Raw genomic sequence first — 15,470 nt, forward strand, 5'->3', positions numbered from 1 at the left:
GACCTACTGAACTGTTACACATTTTCGTAACTGTTCAGTACCTTCACAGTCACGCGCAAAAATCCCTCAAAAATTGCCTACGGCAATGGGATTTTTGCCTGCTGGCCCATGTTTTCGTACGGTCAGCGCAGTAAATGCGCAGACCTACTGAACTGTTACACATTTTCTAAATTAAAGTCTTACGCCTGCTTTTTCTTTGCCGCCTCAACCAGCTTCTCCATCTCCCGCATTACCTCTTCAAAATTCAACGCAGAAGTATCCAGTAAAATGGCGTCCTCAGCCTGCTTGAGAGGCGACAATTCCCGGTGCATATCGCGGTAATCGCGCTCGATGATATCCTGCTCGATCGCCTCCAGGGAACAGCTTTCCCCGCGTTCGGTCAGCTCTTTATAACGGCGTTCAGCTCTCACATGACTGCTCGCGGTCAGATATACTTTCAGGGTCGCATCCGGCAGAACCGCCGTTCCGATATCCCGGCCATCCATCACGACATCCCGGCGTCCGGCTAATTCACGCTGCAGCTCCACCAGTTTTTTGCGAACCGGCGCATAGACAGAGGTATTCGAAGCCATATTTCCAACCGCCTCCGTCCGAAGCTCGCTGCTGACATTCTCCCCATTTAAATAAACCTGCTGGATCCCATTTTCATATTCCAGTGAAATGGAAACCGTCTCACAGGCGCGTCCGATCGCCGCCTCATCATGGCTGTCGATGCCCTGGCGCAGAAAATACAATGCCATCGCCCGGTACATCGCCCCCGTATCTACATAAATATATCCATAATCTTCCGCCAGCTTCTTTGCCACTGTGCTCTTCCCAGCCCCGGCTGGTCCATCAATCGCTATATTAATCGGCATTTCGTTTCCCCTTTTTCATATCGTTATAATTCATGATTTTCCGCTGCGCTCCGTCCTGCCAGCACACCGGTCGACCACGCAATTTGTAAGTTGTAGCCGCCCGTGACTGCATCGAGATCCAGCACTTCCCCGGCAAAATAAAGCCCTGGAAGCTTCTTCGACTCCATCGTGGATGGATTAACTTCTTTTACCGTCACACCGCCCTGGGTAATGATCGCCTCATTGAAGCCTCGCAGCCCTGTCAGCGTCAGTGTAAAATGCTTTGTCACCTCCGCCAGCCGTCTCCGCTCTTCCTTCGTCACGGCGTTGACCTGCTTGTCCGGCTCAATGCCGCTGCGGCGAATTATGACCGGTATCAGTTTTGATGGGTACAGATGGTTCAGCGCATTTTTAAACTGTTTATTCTTCTCCACCTCAAAATCGCGCAGAATCCGCGCATCGAGCTGTTCCATGGAAAGCGCCGGTTTCAGATCGAGCATCAGAGTCAGCGGACCCTTTTTCAGTTTTTTCGCTGCATAACTGCTGGCACTCAAGAGTACCGGACCCGAAACGCCGTAATGGGTAAACAGCATCTCACCAAATTCACGGTAAACCTCTTTCTTTCCATTTAAAATAGCAGCTTCCACGTTCCGCAGGGAGAGTCCCTGCAGCTCCTTCACATCTTCCTTCGTCTCAAACGGAACAAGCGCCGGCGAAAGTTCCGTCACCTTGTGCCCTGCAGCCTCCGCAAACCGGTAACCATCGCCGGTTGAGCCGGTCGTCGGGTAGGACAAACCGCCCGTCGCCACGATCACTGCATCCGCAGCTATGTAGGAGCCCTTTTTCCCACGCTCATTACCGCCCTGCGCCAGAATCACACCTTTTAATACACCATCCTCCAGCCACAGTTCCCGGACTCCCTGATTCAATTCTACTTTCACGCGCAGTTCCCGCAGCCGTCTTGCAAACGCCGATGTCACATCCGATGCCCGGTCAGACACCGGAAAGACACGGTTGCCGCGCTCCACCTTAACATGACAGCCGTTCGCCTCCAGAAAATTCTTCATATCCTGGTTACTAAAACCGTAAAATGCACTGTATAAAAAGCGGCTGTTTGTCACAACACTGTCAAACAGGCCTTCCATATCACAGTCATTCGTCACATTGCAGCGCCCTTTTCCCGTGATATAGATCTTTTTTCCCAGTTTCTCATTCTTTTCATAGATCGTTGCCGCGCAGCCATTTTCCGCCGCCGCAATCGCAGCCGCCATGCCGGCTGCCCCGCCGCCGATCACGATTATTTTTTTCATATTGCTATCCTTTTCGTTTTTATATCGCCTGATGCTATCAATCCTGTACCAGGTGGATCGCAAATCCGCCGACTTCTTCTTTAAAATAGGCGAAAATACAGCGCCCCTGCTCATCAAAGCGCTTCGTCTCTTCCCGAAGCGTCATACCGCGGTTCACAAAGTATCGGATCGCCGCCTCGCAATCATTTACGCCAAAGCCAATATGGCCGTAGGTTCCGTGGCTCTCCACCTTCATATTTTCCGTCAGGTCACCGCTGAACACAGCTTTCTCCGTCTCGCGCGGCATCAGCCCCATCAGGCGCGCCAGTGTCTCAGCAACCTCCCAGGCCTCGTCTTCCGATTTTGTATTGATTCCCACGTGTTTTACGTGCATATGAAATAATTCCATCGGGGTTGGATCCCCCGCATGCTCTGCCATAAATGCTAGTGTGCGCTCTTTTGCTGTCTGCTCCATTTTGTCCGCTTCCTTTCTATCGCTACACTTAACACAAAGTTACACAAATGTTTGTGTTTTTCAAAATTGCCGTCTTTTTCTTTAAATATTGATTTTACTGTATCTTACGAAGAATTGCAACCGCGCTTCTTCATATTTCCACACATGATTACCAAATCGGCCGTCCGCTTCTTTCTATCACTTACGCAGCTTTTTTACCTCACGGATCTTCTCCTCCATCGCCTCCACAACCGTTTCCAGCACCTTGACGCGCGCGTAATATTTGGAATTTCCTTCTACGATCGTCCACGGGGCATAGGTGGTAGAGGTCCGCACCAGCATCTCATTGACTGCCTGCTCGTATGCGTCCCATTTTTCACGGTTGCGCCAGTCTTCGTCCGTGATTTTCCACTGTTTTGCCGGATCCTCCATGCGCTCCTTAAAGCGGCGTTCCTGCTCATCTTTATCAATATGAATCCAGAATTTCACGATCACCGCGCCAAAATTCGCCATGTGCTCTTCCATCTCGTTGATTTCCTGATATGCCCGTTTCCAGTCCGCCTCACTGCAGAAGCCCTCGATCCGCTCCACCATCACGCGCCCGTACCAGGTGCGGTCGAAGATCGCAATATGCCCCGCTTTCGGCATCTCCCGCCAGAAACGCCACAGATAATGGTGTACCTTCTCCACATCATTCGGTGCCGCCGTCGGATTGACCTTGTAGCCGCGTGGATCCAGGTGGCTTGTCAGGCGCCGGATCGCACCGCCTTTTCCCGCCGCATCCCAGCCTTCAAAGCCGATCACCACCGGAATCCGCATCCGGTACAGCTCGCCGTGCAGCACCTCCAGCTTTTTCTGCAGCTTATCCAGACGTTCCTTATATTCCTCGCGTGTCAGCGTTTTCGTCAGATCCACGCCGGAAAGCACGCCATTTTTAAACCGCTCATCTGGAAGTTTGACCGGCGGATGCACCGCCCCTTCCTCGCGTTCCATTCGGCGACGGTTCAGCTCATACTCCAGCCGGTCTGTGACGGTGGATAAAATCTTGACTGCCGCATAATTTTTATCAGTCGCTTCCACAATCGTCCACGGCGCGTACCCGGTATCCGTCCGCTGCAGCATTTCCTCATTCATCTCCAGAAATGTATCGTAATCCTTGTTGCGCTTCCAGTCCGCCTCCGTCACACGCCACGCAGTCTCTTTGCTTTCTTCCAGCCGTTTAAAGCGCTTTTTCTGCTCGTCCCTGGAAATATACAGAAACAATTTGATCAGAATCATGCCGGAATCTGCCAGCTGCTTTTCAAATGAAAGGATATCCCGGAACGCCCCGTTTAGCTCCTGCCGCTTCGTCTCTTTGTCAAACCGGTCAACGGTAACCTTATCGTACCAACTCTTGTCAAAGATCATCATTCGTCCATCTTCCGGTGTCTTCGTCCAATACCGCCATAGAAATGGACGCATCCGTTCCTCTTCCCCCGTCTCCCGGCTCGCATAAACATCAAAGCCGCGCGGATCCAGCGGCTGGATCAGGCGGTTGATCTGCGTTCCCTTACCGCCTGCCCCGAAGCCGTCAAATACGATGACAACCGGGATCTTTTCCGCCTTACAGGCGCGCTGCAATTCTCCCAGCTTCACATCCATCTCTTCCCGAAGCTTCTTGTAGTTTTCCTTATCCACTGATTTATTCAAATCTACTTTTTCCAGCATCTTTCCACCTCCACATCAAGCAGTAAAATGACCTTTCACCAATCCCATGGCATCACAATGCTTCGTCTTTACCTTTCCCCGTCATCATCTCATGCTCTTTTTTGATCTCTTCATATAATTGTACCGAATCCCACTTCATATTATACGGTGTCAGGACTGCTTTATAATCAATCCGTCCGACTCCCTTTTTTCGGAGTGCATGGATAAATGCATCGATCTGGGCGGAAGAAAAGCCTGCCATGATCGCCATCTCATCTGAGAAATCCATTTCCCTGGAAGAATCGTTCTCCGGCACTTCTCGCTGCAGCCTCCCGCCTGCCTGTTTCTGAGCGGACTCTTCTTTTTGCGTTTCCTCCCCAGCCTCTATTGCTTGTCTGGCTTCCTTGAGGACATCCTCATTCAGTCCTTTCACACCAGCCAGCACGCCCACCGGCAGCCCGTACTCCTCCTTTGTCACTGCCCTTAAGCGAAATCCCAGCGGCATAAGCGCCTGCTGCACCTTCATTTTTCTTTTGGAATCAGTAAAATTATACAATAATACAGTTGGTTTCATCGTAATTTATCGATTCTCCTCTCTGTTTCTTATTCCCGCCTCATCAATTCTCCGGCTTCTCAATATGATTCTCTATTATATCCTTTTTCTCCCCTTCTGTGCAAGAAAAACAAAAAAACAGCGGCATCAGCCACTTGCTTTCGCTCGTCCGCTGTCTGCCGCTGTCTGATTTTTGTTTCATTTATGTATGTTTCCGCATTTCAGATCCTCTTCCGGTCTGCTGCCAGATAGCTCCTTAGTGAAGAACACCATTTGCATCCGCTACCATACCGTTCGGAGTTACCATGTTCGTCCAGAGTGCTCCGCTATTCAGGTCAAACAGATACCATGCGCCATCGATGAACTGATAGCCTGTCTTTCTTGCACCACGGGTACCGTCGGATACCGGATTCAGATAATACTTGTACGGCCCTATCTGCTGCCAACCGGTCAGCATCTTGCCTCTCGTACCATCGGATACCGGGTTTAAATAGAACCAGTTATTATCAGTATAGATCCAGTCTGTATCCATGAAGCCGTTTGCATTCAGATGATACCACTCATTATCAACATATACCCAGTTATTCTTAACCGGTACACCATTGATGTAGTAAGACCAGCCGTAAATGCTGTTTACCCACTGACCATTCGCATTTGCCGGAGTGGAACCACCAGAAGAATTATCGGTCGGAGGTGTACCTGTATACACATCTGAAGAATTCATATAATATTCATCGGACTCGTCACTCCACTCACCCTTATCGCTTCCGTCAACCGCGCGCACCTTAAAGGTATAATCGCCGGATTTCGTCATGTATGGGTAGAAATTGTAGCTTGTGCCTGTAGTTGTAACAGTCGTTACGGTAGAGCTGTTGCGGTACAGCTTAACTTCATACTTGCCTGCATCCGATACACTGTCCCAGGTTGCGGTACGATTGCTCCAGCTAAGATCCTCGACCGTATCCAAATCGCCGTCAACAGCTGACATCGTAATCTTAACTTTCCACTCGCTCTTATCGCCAGATCGCTTCGTAACTTTGTAAGCCGACTTGGTTGCAGAAAGCTTTGTGCCGGATAACTGATAACCGTCCTTTGCCTCGATCGTCAGGTAGATGACCGGCTTATCACCTCTCTCCCACTCGCTGTCGTCATTGTCAAACTCCTGCTCGGTAATCTCAACATTACCCTTCGTAACTTGTACATCCGGATCCCCGATGCTGTCGCCCGCTTCCGGTTTCGCATTGACACGGAACTTAACTTCCGAGATCTTTTTGTCAGCCGCGTATGCCGGAATACTCATAGCCAGTGCCGCCATGATAGCAAGAGCGGAAACCGCCGCTGCCTTCAGATTATGTCTCATATCCCATCCTCCTTTTTTAATGTACTCTCGCGTACAAAATCTTGTTTTCATTATAACAAACATATCTGCCTGCGTCAAAATAAACTGTCGGTATTTTCAAAATTTTCCCCTTGTTTTTTTGAAGTAGATGTCTGCTTTCTGTTATTGACAGGATAGCACACTTTTATTACCTGAGAATAACTTTTTGTTTAAGGTTTTCTGACATTTTCGTCAATGGTAGAATTTATATCATAATTGATATTTCCTGTGACATAAAAAAGAATGTACCTTTTTGTGTGATGGGGAATTCCAAGGAATTTTCTATCACACAAAAAATAGACCGGGGCAGATTTCTGCGGTCCGGTCTATTTCTACCTTACTTAAAAGCAGGTGTTCATTTTATTTGAAATACTCCACACCTGAAGCAAACAGCTGCATATCCTGATTTCCATAGATATTCATGCCTGTATCGCTCCAGCAGCGCTCGTTGTGACCCATCTTACCAAGAATACGTCCATCCGGGCTTGTGATACCCTCGATGCACTGGTAGGAACCGTTCGGGTTCCACTCCTCGCTGACGGATAAGTTTCCGTTCGGATCGCTGTACTGGATCGCGATCTGACCATTTGCGCGAAGTTTTGCAAGCCACTCCTCGTTGGCTACGAAACGTCCTTCACCATGGGACATCGGGTTGCAGTATACGCCTCCCAGCTCTGCTTTTCTGAGCCACGGGGACAGGTTAGATACAACCTTTAAGTATGCCATGCGGGAAATGTGGCGTCCAATGTTGTTGGTTGTCAGAGTCGGGGAATCTGCTTTCTGAGGCTCAATCTTGCCTCCGGTTAAAAGTCCCAGTTTGATTAATGTCTGGAAGCCATTGCAGATACCCAGTACCAGGCCATCCCGGTCATGAAGCAGTTTGTCGATCTCCTCCATCATCGCCTCGTTGCGGAATACCGTAGCGAAGAATTTAGCCGAACCATCCGGCTCATCACCTGCGGAGAATCCACCCGGGAACATGATGATCTGGGATTTCTTGATATCCTCTTTGTACTGCTCGATGGAAGAACGGATATCGGATGCATTCTGGTTGCGGAATACACGCACAATCGTCTCCGCTCCGGCTGCCTCAAAGGCTTTCGCACTGTCTAACTCGCAGTTGGTACCCGGCATTGCCGGAATAAATACGGTTGGCTTTGCCACCTTATGTTTGCATACATATACCTTATCGGTATTGTAAAGTGTTTCTTCTGCTGCCTTCATCGGCGCGCCGGAAGCAGTCGGGAATACCTTCTCCAGGGTTTTGGTCCATGCTTTCAGAGCCTCTTCCATGGAGATCACGGTACTGCCATACTCGAAGGTTCCCTTGTCGGTTACCTCACCGATCACGGTGTACGGAATGGACAGCTCGCCTACCTTGCCGTCCGGAACCTCGCAGACAATATTGCCCCAGCCAGCGGCGAAGAAGTCTCTCGGATCTACATTGTGCTCAATCTTTACGCCCAGGCGGTTACCAAATGCCATCTTGCTGACAGCCTCTGCTACACCAGCACCCTCAACCGCATATGCGGAAATAATCTTTCCAGACTCCATATCGCGGTAGATTTTCTCGTAACCATCCATGATCTGGCTGTAAACCGGCAGGTCATGTGCATCTTTCTCGATGGTAAAGAGAACAATCTTGCTGCCCGCTTTCTTAAATTCCGGAGATACCACGTGTTTGGTATCGGAAATATCAACTGCAAAGGAAACCAGTGTCGGCGGTACGTCGATTTCGCCGTGCTCTTCATCATAGAAGCTGCCGGACATACTGTCCTTGCCGCCGATGGACGGAAGTCCAAATCCGAGCTGCGCACTGTAAGCACCGAGCAGAGCGGAGAACGGTGTGCCCCATCTCTTCGGATCTTCCGTCATACGTTTGAAGTACTCCTGGAAGGTAAAGCGGATCTTGTGGAAATCACCGCCGTTTGCCACGATCTTAGCAACAGAATCCAGCACTGCGTAAGTAGCGCCGTGGTACGGGCTCCAGCTGGACAGGTACGGATCATAGCCGTAGCTCATCATGGTAACGGTATCGCATTTGCCCTTGCTCATCGGCAGTTTTGCCACCATCGCCTGTGTCTCGGTCATCTGGTGGACACCGCCGTATGGCAGGAATACACTGCTTGCGCCCACGGTGCTGTCGAACATCTCAACCAGACCCTTCTGGGAGCATACATTTAAGGAAGAAAGCATGGACAGCCATTTTTCTTTGACATCCTTTACTTCCTGTTTATCAAATACATTGCCTTCCCTGGTCGGAACCTCAACGGTAACGGTTGTCTCCTGATGAGCACCGTTGGTATCCAGGAATGCACGGCTTAAATCTACGATCGTCTTGCCTCTCCAGTTCAGAACCAGGCGCGGGGACTCAGTAACAACGGCAACCGGAACTGCCTCCAGGTTCTCTTCTGCTGCATAAGCAAGCATCTTATCAACATCTTTCGGGTCTACCACCAGAGCCATACGCTCCTGTGACTCGGAAATCGCAATCTCCGTTCCGTCCAGACCTGCATATTTCTTCGGAACCTTGTCAAGGTCAATCTGAAGTCCGTCAGCTAACTCACCGATCGCTACCGACACGCCGCCGGCGCCAAAGTCGTTACACTTCTTGATCAGACGGCTGACCTCTGGGCGGCGGAACAGTCTCTGTAATTTACGCTCGGTCGGTGCATTGCCCTTCTGAACCTCTGCGCCGCAGACCTCGATGGACTCCTCGGTATGTACCTTGGAAGAACCGGTTGCGCCGCCGATACCATCACGGCCGGTACGTCCACCCATCAGGATGATTACATCGCCCGGATCGGAAGTCTCACGGATGACATTTTTGCGCGGAGCTGCTGCCATAACAGCACCGATCTCCATACGTTTTGCCACATAATTTGGATGATAAATCTCTTTTACATAGCCGGTAGCAAGACCGATCTGGTTACCGTAGGAGCTGTAGCCATGTGCTGCATCCTTTACGATGCGCTTCTGCGGAAGTTTGCCGTGCAGTGTCTCCGACATCGGACGGGTCGGATCAGCCGCACCGGTCACACGCATAGCCTGATATACATAGGTACGTCCGGAAAGCGGGTCACGGATAGCACCGCCTAAGCAGGTGGCAGCGCCGCCAAACGGCTCAATCTCGGTCGGATGGTTGTGGGTCTCATTCTTAAAGTTTCCCAGCCACTCTTCTTCCTTGCCGTCGATGGTAACCGGAACTACGATACTGCACGCATTAATCTCCTCAGACTCCTCCAGATCCTCCAGCTTGCCCTCACGGCGAAGCTTCTTCATAGCGAGAACAGCCAGATCCATCAGGCAGACAAACTTGTCATCGCGATCTTTGTAGAGAACCTCGCGATCTGCCAGATACTGTTTGTAGGAAGCTTCCATCGGCTCATTGTAATCGCCCTTTGTAAAGGTAACGTCCTTTAACTCAGTCTGGAAGGTCGTATGACGGCAGTGATCGGACCAATATGTATCCAGCACGCGGATCTCGGTCACAGACGGATCTCTCTTCTCTTCGTTCTTAAAGTAGTTGTGGATATGCTCGAAATCCTTGAACGTCATCGCAAGGTTCAGGGAATCGTAGAGTTCTTTTAACTCTGCCTCGCCATAACCGCAGAAACCATCGAAAATCTTGACATCCTCCGGCTGCTCAAATACCGTTACCAGCGTTTCCGGCTTTGCGTTGTTATTCTCACGGGAATCCACCGGGTTAATGCACAGGGACTTGATGCCCTCGATCTGCTCCGCGGTCAGTGTTCCGGAAATAACATAAGTTGTCGCGGAACGGATCACCGGATTTTCCTCTTCATTCAGAAGTTTCACACACTGTTCTGCGGAATCGGCTCTCTGATCGAACTGTCCCGGCAGGAACTCAACGGAAAAGATCGTATCGCCTTCCTTGGACGGGAATGCCTCCTCATAGACAAAATCAACCGGCGGCTCAGAGAAGATAGTAATCAGCGCTTTCTGATATGCATCCTCCGATACATCCTCAATATCATAGCGGATCAGTACGCGGACATCGGTGATCGTGTCGATCCCCAGATAGCTTGCGATCTCCTCTTTCAGATCGTGAGCCAATACGGCAAATTCCGGTTTTTTCTCAACGAAAATACGTCTTACGCTCATGTTTTCCTCCTGTTTTTTCGTATTTTAATGTTTCATGTTCTGTAAAATACATTCATTTTTTAGCATAAAAGGCAAATGCCTTCTTCTAGCATCTGCCTTTATCATACACAATTTTTATAGATTAGTAAAATTAATATATTTAATATTTTTTATTAACGCATCTTATTGGTTGCTGTTCCAACGTCCCTGTCTCATTCAGTGCAAGCAGCTTTCCCATCCCCGTCGAACGGTCATACGAAACAACCGACAGACTGGCATTCGCCACAATGATCTCCTGCGGCTCCCGATGGAAACGGAGCAGATAATTCATCAAAAAGACGAGGATCCCACCGTGCGCCACGATCACCGCATCCCCGGCTGTCTCCTCCAAAATCTGTCGGATCGCCCGTTCACTCCGCGCCTCGCAGGATTTTCTTGATTCTCCGCCGGACGGGATACCGACCATCGGCTGTTCCCTCCACAGATGAAATTCGTCCGGGTACTCTGCTTCCACCTGCTGCCAGCTTTTGCCTTCCCAGCATCCAAAATCGCGCTCCCGCAGCCCCGTCAGGCGGCGGAGCGGTAATTTTCCTTCCTTTGCCAGGATCTCCGCCGTCTGGAATGCCCGCGCAAGCGGGCTGGTATAAACCGCATCGATCCGCGTTCCCGCCGGATAGCCACTCCTCTCTTTTAGAACAGCGGCTAGCTGCTCCGCCTGCTGCCGTCCTGTCTCATTCAGCGGAATATCCGTCGTTCCCTGTATCTTTCCCGCCCGGTTCCAGTCAGTCTGACCGTGGCGCACCAAATAAAACAGCATTTTCTATTACTCCTGTTCATCTATCTCTTTCTGAGCCATCTCTGCCGCCTGACCGCTGACCTTCATCGCATCCATCGTCAGCTTCATGATGTCACGGATCTCATCCTCGCTCATCTTCATGCGCTCTGCCAATTCCGCAAGGGTCGCCTCGCGTCCCAGCTCCCGCGCCATGCTCGCAGAAATATCCTTGAGGACATTAACGCGCGCCGCCATCTCCTCCTCAATCTTCGTCTCGCGGTTCTGAATCTGCAGCGCATCCTCGATCGCCGCGCGCACCTTTTTCTCCATCTGCGCGTCGAAATCACCGTTTTCGTACTCGCTTGCGAACAGAAACAGCGCCATATTTGCCTCCTGCACCAGATCGCCCGCCGGAAGTCCCCGATCGTGATACTCCTCCGCGATCTGAACCGCCTTCGTCAGTTTTAACTCCGTCAGACGGGAAACCGCTGTCTTGTCCCCCTCCGTCAGTTTTTTCAGAAGCGCCGTTTCCTCCTCCGGCGTGCCCTGCGGGAGATTTTTCAGTTCCTCTAAGTAAATATCATAAAATGTATTAGATTCCATGTGGTATTCCCTCCTAAAAAATACATACTTCTAAGATGATTCCGTCATTTTATCACAAACAAGACACAGATACAATCATTATTGACTCCGCCCTCCAATCATGTTACACTGAATACAGTTCTATAAGGAGGACTAATAAATGGATATCAACTATGAATTATATAAAGTATTTTACCACGTAGCCTCGACGTTAAGTTTCTCCGAGGCATCTAAGCAGCTTTTCATCTCCCAGTCGGCGGTCAGCCAGTCGATCAAGGTACTGGAGAAGAAACTGAACCAGACTCTTTTCATCCGCAGCACAAAAAAAGTACAGCTTACCCCGGAAGGCGAGATCCTACTCAAGCACGTGGAACCGGCGATGAACCTGATCCGTCAGGGCGAAAACCAGCTGCTCGACTCTAACAGCTTAAACGGCGGTCAGCTCCGCATTGGCGCAAGCGATACGATCTGCCGCTATTATCTGGTGCCATTTTTAAGCGAATTTCACAAGCGCTACCCGAATATCCACATCAAGGTTACCAACCGTACCTCCATCGAATGTGCGCGGCTTCTGGACAACGGTCAGGTCGATTTTATTCTGACGAACTATCCAAACTCCGGGCTCGGTGGAACGCAGAATATCCATGTGCTGCGCGAATTCAACGATATATTCGTCGCCAATGAGACCTATTTTCCGATGAAAGACCACCCGGTTACACTGCACGAGCTGCAGGCGCTCCCAATCCTCATGCTGGATCGCAAGAGTACCACCAGCGAATTTCTGCACAACATGTTCCAGAAGCACCAGCTCGACCTCGTACCGGAGATTGAATTAAGCAGCAACGATCTGCTCATCGATCTGGCACGCATCGGTCTCGGCATCGCATTTGTCCCGGATTTCTGTCTCCCGGCTGGCGAAAAAGAACTTTATGCCCTGACCCTGACTGAAGCCCTGCCGCCGCGCCAGCTCGTCGTCGTCCACAATGAGACAATGCCGATCTCACAGGCATCGCGTGAATTTATTGAACTTCTGGAAAACGGCTCCAAAATGCCTGAAGCTCCTGCTCCAGAGACGAAAGACTGACCCGTTTGACATCGCTCCATTCCCTTGGAAATAATTCCCGATACTCCCGACGCCAGAACCGGTCATCCAGTAAAAGGATGACGCCCTGATCGGACGCGGTCCGGATGACCCGCCCTGCCGCCTGGAGTACCTTATTCATGCCCGGATACTGGTAGGCATATGCAAATCCATCTTTTCCCTCTTCTTCAAAATATCCCTGCAAAATTTTCTGCTCCGTGCATACCATCGGGAGCCCGGTTCCGACCACGATCACGCCGATCAGCCGATCGCCTGTCAAATCGATTCCCTCCGAAAACAGACCGCCCATCACGCAGAACGCCACCAGGGAGGTATCACGTTCAGCTGTTCGTTCGGGAGAAAATTTCTGTAAAAATGCTTCCCGTTCCTCCTCGGTCATGTGAGAATCCTGGACCAGGATTTCCATGCTTTTTCCGTTTTTCCCGGAATGATTTTTCATTTTTTCATTATCATCCAATTTAACATTCTGATACGCATATTCCCCTTCACACACCTCACGTACCCGGTTCATATACTGATACGACGGAAAAAACACAATATAATTGCCCTTTTTCACACTTGCCATCGTCTGGATGTACCGCAGCACCCGCCGGTATTCCGTCTCATTGCGCCGCGTATACCGGCTCGTCACATCCGTCGCCGCCAGCAGAAGACGCCGCTCCTGCGGAAACGGGGACGGCACATAGACCGTATAGTCCTCCTCCTGATCCGACAGAAGCATCCGGTAATACCGGAGCGGCAGAAGCGTTGCCGAGAAAAAGACCGCCGCTTTCCCCTGCGACAGGCACTGCGCCAGATTTTCAATCGGATTGACACAATAAAGCCGGATGACAAATTCGCCGGACGGCAGAAGTTCCGTGTAAATCCTGTAATGCTCATCGACCCGCTCATACATATTTAAAAAATGTCGCACCGAAAAATAAAAATCCAGAATCGTGTCCCGTCCGTCTTCCCCGCCCGGCTTTTCCAGATACTTTTCCATTTCTCCAAAAACACCGTTTAACACTGAAACCAGATGTCCGGCATCCTTGAGCAGCTGGTAGCCGCCGCACTCCCGCTTCATCTCCAGAAGCGCCTTATTTAACCTTGTAAGCTGCCGCCCCAGCGCCGGCGCACGATGTCCCAGTACCTTTTTCGTCAAAAGTACTTCTTCCTTTATAATAGAAGCACTGTACATTTCCCGCGCGCGCGATACCAGATTGTGGGCTTCATCCATCAGGAAGAAATAGTCCCCCTCCGCCCCATCCGCAAAATAACGTTTCAAGCGCACGTCCGGGTCAAAGACATAATTATAATCGCAGATGATCCCATCCACAAACGAAGAAATATCGAGGCAGAACTCAAACGGGCAGACCTGAAATTTTTCCGCATACTCTAAAATTACCGAACGCGTGATTCCAAATTCCTGATGCAAAATTTCATACACCGCATCGTTGACACGGTCAAAATGCCCTTTCGCACGCGGGCACATTTCCGGATTACACACCGGTTTTTCCAAAATACACAACTTTTCCTTTGCCGTGATCGTGACCGAACGAAAATACAGCCCGCGTTCCCGCAAAATCGCCAGCGCCTCTTCCGCCACCGTCCGCGTGATCGTCTTCGCCGTCAGGTAAAAGAGTTTCTGCCCATGCCCTTCCCCGATCGCTTTAAGTGCCGGAAATACCGTCGAAAGAGTCTTTCCAATCCCGGTCGGGGCCTGGACAAACAGCCTGCGCCCGCGCTCCAGCGTCCGGTAAACCGCCACCGCCAGATCCCGCTGTCCCGCCCGGTACGGATAGGGAAATTCGAGCGCTTTGATTGATTCATCACGTCGCAGCCCGTTGTGATAGAGGTAACGCGCCCATTTGACATATTCATGGATCAGACCAGCAAACCATTCAGAAAGTTCGTCCATCGTCTGGATCTCCTGAAAGCGGCGGATCTCCTCCGTCTCCAGATTACAGTAGGTGAGCTGCAGTGTCACTTCGTCCAGCGCTTCCTGTAATCCATAGATATAGCCATAACAGCACGCCTGCGCCATATGCACGCCAACCGCTTCTTCCAGACAGTTTACATCCTGGTAAACACACTTGATCTCATCGATCGTGACATCTTTTCCATCCCGGATGATTCCATCCGCACGCCCCTCGACCACGATCTGGAATCCGTCCTCCTCCACCGAATGGCGCAGCGACACCTCCGCCTGATACCCTGATCCCATCCGCCGCTGTATCTTCCGGTGCATCCGTCCTCCAGCTAACATCGCCTCTTTCTGTGCACCCGCCGTGCGCCGGTTATCAATATCCCCCGAACGCAGAACGAACTCAACCAGATTGCGGACGGAGATCCGTATCTGCCTGCCGGTCAGCTCCATGTGTGGTTCCTCCCTTCCCCATACATGTACTCTCGGAATCTTTCTGTGCTTGATTTTGTGAAATGATTTTTTGTCAGTTGTGCCCAAATTTCTTAGGCGTACGCGGTGCGTACGTTGATGAAATTCGGGTGCGGCTGGCGGAAAATCAGCCACAAAAGCACGTGCAGAAAGACTCCGAGAGTACATATATATGTCTATCAAAAAGACTGCAGACACCATCTTCTCTCCGGCACCCGCAGTCTTTCTTTATTTTCGTACTATCAACTTTTCTTTCATCATGCCGATTCGAGCCATACATATCCTTCCAAAATATCTATGATATCTATGTTCCACTTGAACCAGCCCTCCAGCCCTT

At 50.5% G+C, this 15,470-nt stretch carries 11 protein-coding genes; 1 reads left to right on the plus strand and 10 read right to left on the minus strand.

The genetic code is table 11. The annotated features are described in order from the left end of the window. Positions 1–179: 179 nt before the first annotated feature. The 9 genes from cmk to DWZ45_RS09205 all read right to left on the minus strand — a co-directional run bounded on the left by cmk (position 180) and on the right by DWZ45_RS09205 (position 11,678). Positions 180–857 carry a (d)CMP kinase gene (cmk, locus tag DWZ45_RS09165; protein ID WP_118468709.1) on the minus strand — a complete coding sequence of 226 codons (678 nt, stop codon included), beginning with the start codon at positions 855–857 and terminating at the stop codon, positions 180–182. Between the two features lie 23 nt (positions 858–880). Continuing rightward, entirely contained in the window at positions 881–2,146 is a 1,266-nt protein-coding gene (locus DWZ45_RS09170; protein WP_117795619.1) for an NAD(P)/FAD-dependent oxidoreductase, read from the minus strand. Positions 2,147–2,183: 37 nt separating this feature from the next. After that, positions 2,184–2,600 (minus strand): VOC family protein, encoded by a 417-nt coding sequence (locus DWZ45_RS09175; protein ID WP_227589675.1) that lies wholly within the window; start codon positions 2,598–2,600, stop codon positions 2,184–2,186. 177 nt (positions 2,601–2,777) lie between these two features. Continuing rightward, positions 2,778–4,286 (minus strand): polyphosphate:AMP phosphotransferase, encoded by a 1,509-nt coding sequence (pap, locus tag DWZ45_RS09180; protein ID WP_118468711.1) that lies wholly within the window; start codon positions 4,284–4,286, stop codon positions 2,778–2,780. Between the two features lie 52 nt (positions 4,287–4,338). Then, positions 4,339–4,839 (minus strand): DUF3783 domain-containing protein, encoded by a 501-nt coding sequence (locus DWZ45_RS09185; RefSeq protein WP_118468713.1) that lies wholly within the window; start codon positions 4,837–4,839, stop codon positions 4,339–4,341. A 235-nt stretch (positions 4,840–5,074) separates the two neighbouring features. Further along, on the minus strand, positions 5,075–6,178 hold the full coding sequence (locus DWZ45_RS09190) for a hypothetical protein (RefSeq protein WP_118468715.1): 1,104 nt from the start codon (positions 6,176–6,178) through the stop codon (positions 5,075–5,077). A 378-nt stretch (positions 6,179–6,556) separates the two neighbouring features. Then, positions 6,557–10,321, minus strand: coding sequence for a phosphoribosylformylglycinamidine synthase (locus DWZ45_RS09195; protein ID WP_118468717.1), 3,765 nt, complete (start codon positions 10,319–10,321; stop codon positions 6,557–6,559). 139 nt (positions 10,322–10,460) lie between these two features. Continuing rightward, on the minus strand, positions 10,461–11,117 hold the full coding sequence (locus DWZ45_RS09200; protein WP_118468719.1) for a histidine phosphatase family protein: 657 nt from the start codon (positions 11,115–11,117) through the stop codon (positions 10,461–10,463). A 6-nt stretch (positions 11,118–11,123) separates the two neighbouring features. Continuing rightward, on the minus strand, positions 11,124–11,678 hold the full coding sequence (locus DWZ45_RS09205) for a sigma-70 domain-containing protein (RefSeq protein WP_107000006.1): 555 nt from the start codon (positions 11,676–11,678) through the stop codon (positions 11,124–11,126). Positions 11,679–11,817: 139 nt separating this feature from the next. On the opposite strand from DWZ45_RS09205, the gene DWZ45_RS09210 reads away from it, so the two are divergent. Beyond that, the gene (locus tag DWZ45_RS09210; RefSeq protein ID WP_118468721.1) at positions 11,818–12,741 is read left to right on the plus strand and encodes a LysR family transcriptional regulator; all 924 of its coding nucleotides are present in this window, start codon (positions 11,818–11,820) and stop codon (positions 12,739–12,741) included. Here DWZ45_RS09210 and DWZ45_RS09215 read toward each other — a convergent pair. Next, positions 12,677–15,115: an ATP-dependent DNA helicase gene (locus DWZ45_RS09215; RefSeq protein ID WP_118468723.1), complete on the minus strand. Its 2,439-nt coding sequence runs from the start codon at positions 15,113–15,115 to the stop codon at positions 12,677–12,679. The two genes, DWZ45_RS09210 and DWZ45_RS09215, sit on opposite strands and share 65 nt — an antisense overlap. Between the last annotated feature and the right edge of the window lie 355 nt (positions 15,116–15,470).

The organism is Clostridium sp. AF32-7AC (assembly GCF_003477925.1).
In the GTDB taxonomy this organism is placed as follows: Bacteria; Bacillota; Clostridia; order Lachnospirales; family Lachnospiraceae; genus Otoolea; species Otoolea fessa.

Coding starts and splice junctions, on each gene's coding strand:
- DWZ45_RS09215 (WP_118468723.1), bottom strand. CDS start 15,115: ATGGAGCTGACCGGCAGGCAGATACGGATCTCCGTCCGCAATCTGGTT.
- DWZ45_RS09170 (WP_117795619.1), bottom strand. CDS start 2,146: ATGAAAAAAATAATCGTGATCGGCGGCGGGGCAGCCGGCATGGCGGCT.
- DWZ45_RS09205 (WP_107000006.1), bottom strand. CDS start 11,678: ATGGAATCTAATACATTTTATGATATTTACTTAGAGGAACTGAAAAAT.
- DWZ45_RS09175 (WP_227589675.1), bottom strand. CDS start 2,600: ATGGAGCAGACAGCAAAAGAGCGCACACTAGCATTTATGGCAGAGCAT.
- pap (WP_118468711.1), bottom strand. CDS start 4,286: ATGCTGGAAAAAGTAGATTTGAATAAATCAGTGGATAAGGAAAACTAC.
- DWZ45_RS09195 (WP_118468717.1), bottom strand. CDS start 10,321: ATGAGCGTAAGACGTATTTTCGTTGAGAAAAAACCGGAATTTGCCGTA.
- cmk (WP_118468709.1), bottom strand. CDS start 857: ATGCCGATTAATATAGCGATTGATGGACCAGCCGGGGCTGGGAAGAGC.
- DWZ45_RS09200 (WP_118468719.1), bottom strand. CDS start 11,117: ATGCTGTTTTATTTGGTGCGCCACGGTCAGACTGACTGGAACCGGGCG.
- DWZ45_RS09185 (WP_118468713.1), bottom strand. CDS start 4,839: ATGAAACCAACTGTATTATTGTATAATTTTACTGATTCCAAAAGAAAA.
- DWZ45_RS09190 (WP_118468715.1), bottom strand. CDS start 6,178: ATGAGACATAATCTGAAGGCAGCGGCGGTTTCCGCTCTTGCTATCATG.
- DWZ45_RS09210 (WP_118468721.1), top strand. CDS start 11,818: ATGGATATCAACTATGAATTATATAAAGTATTTTACCACGTAGCCTCG.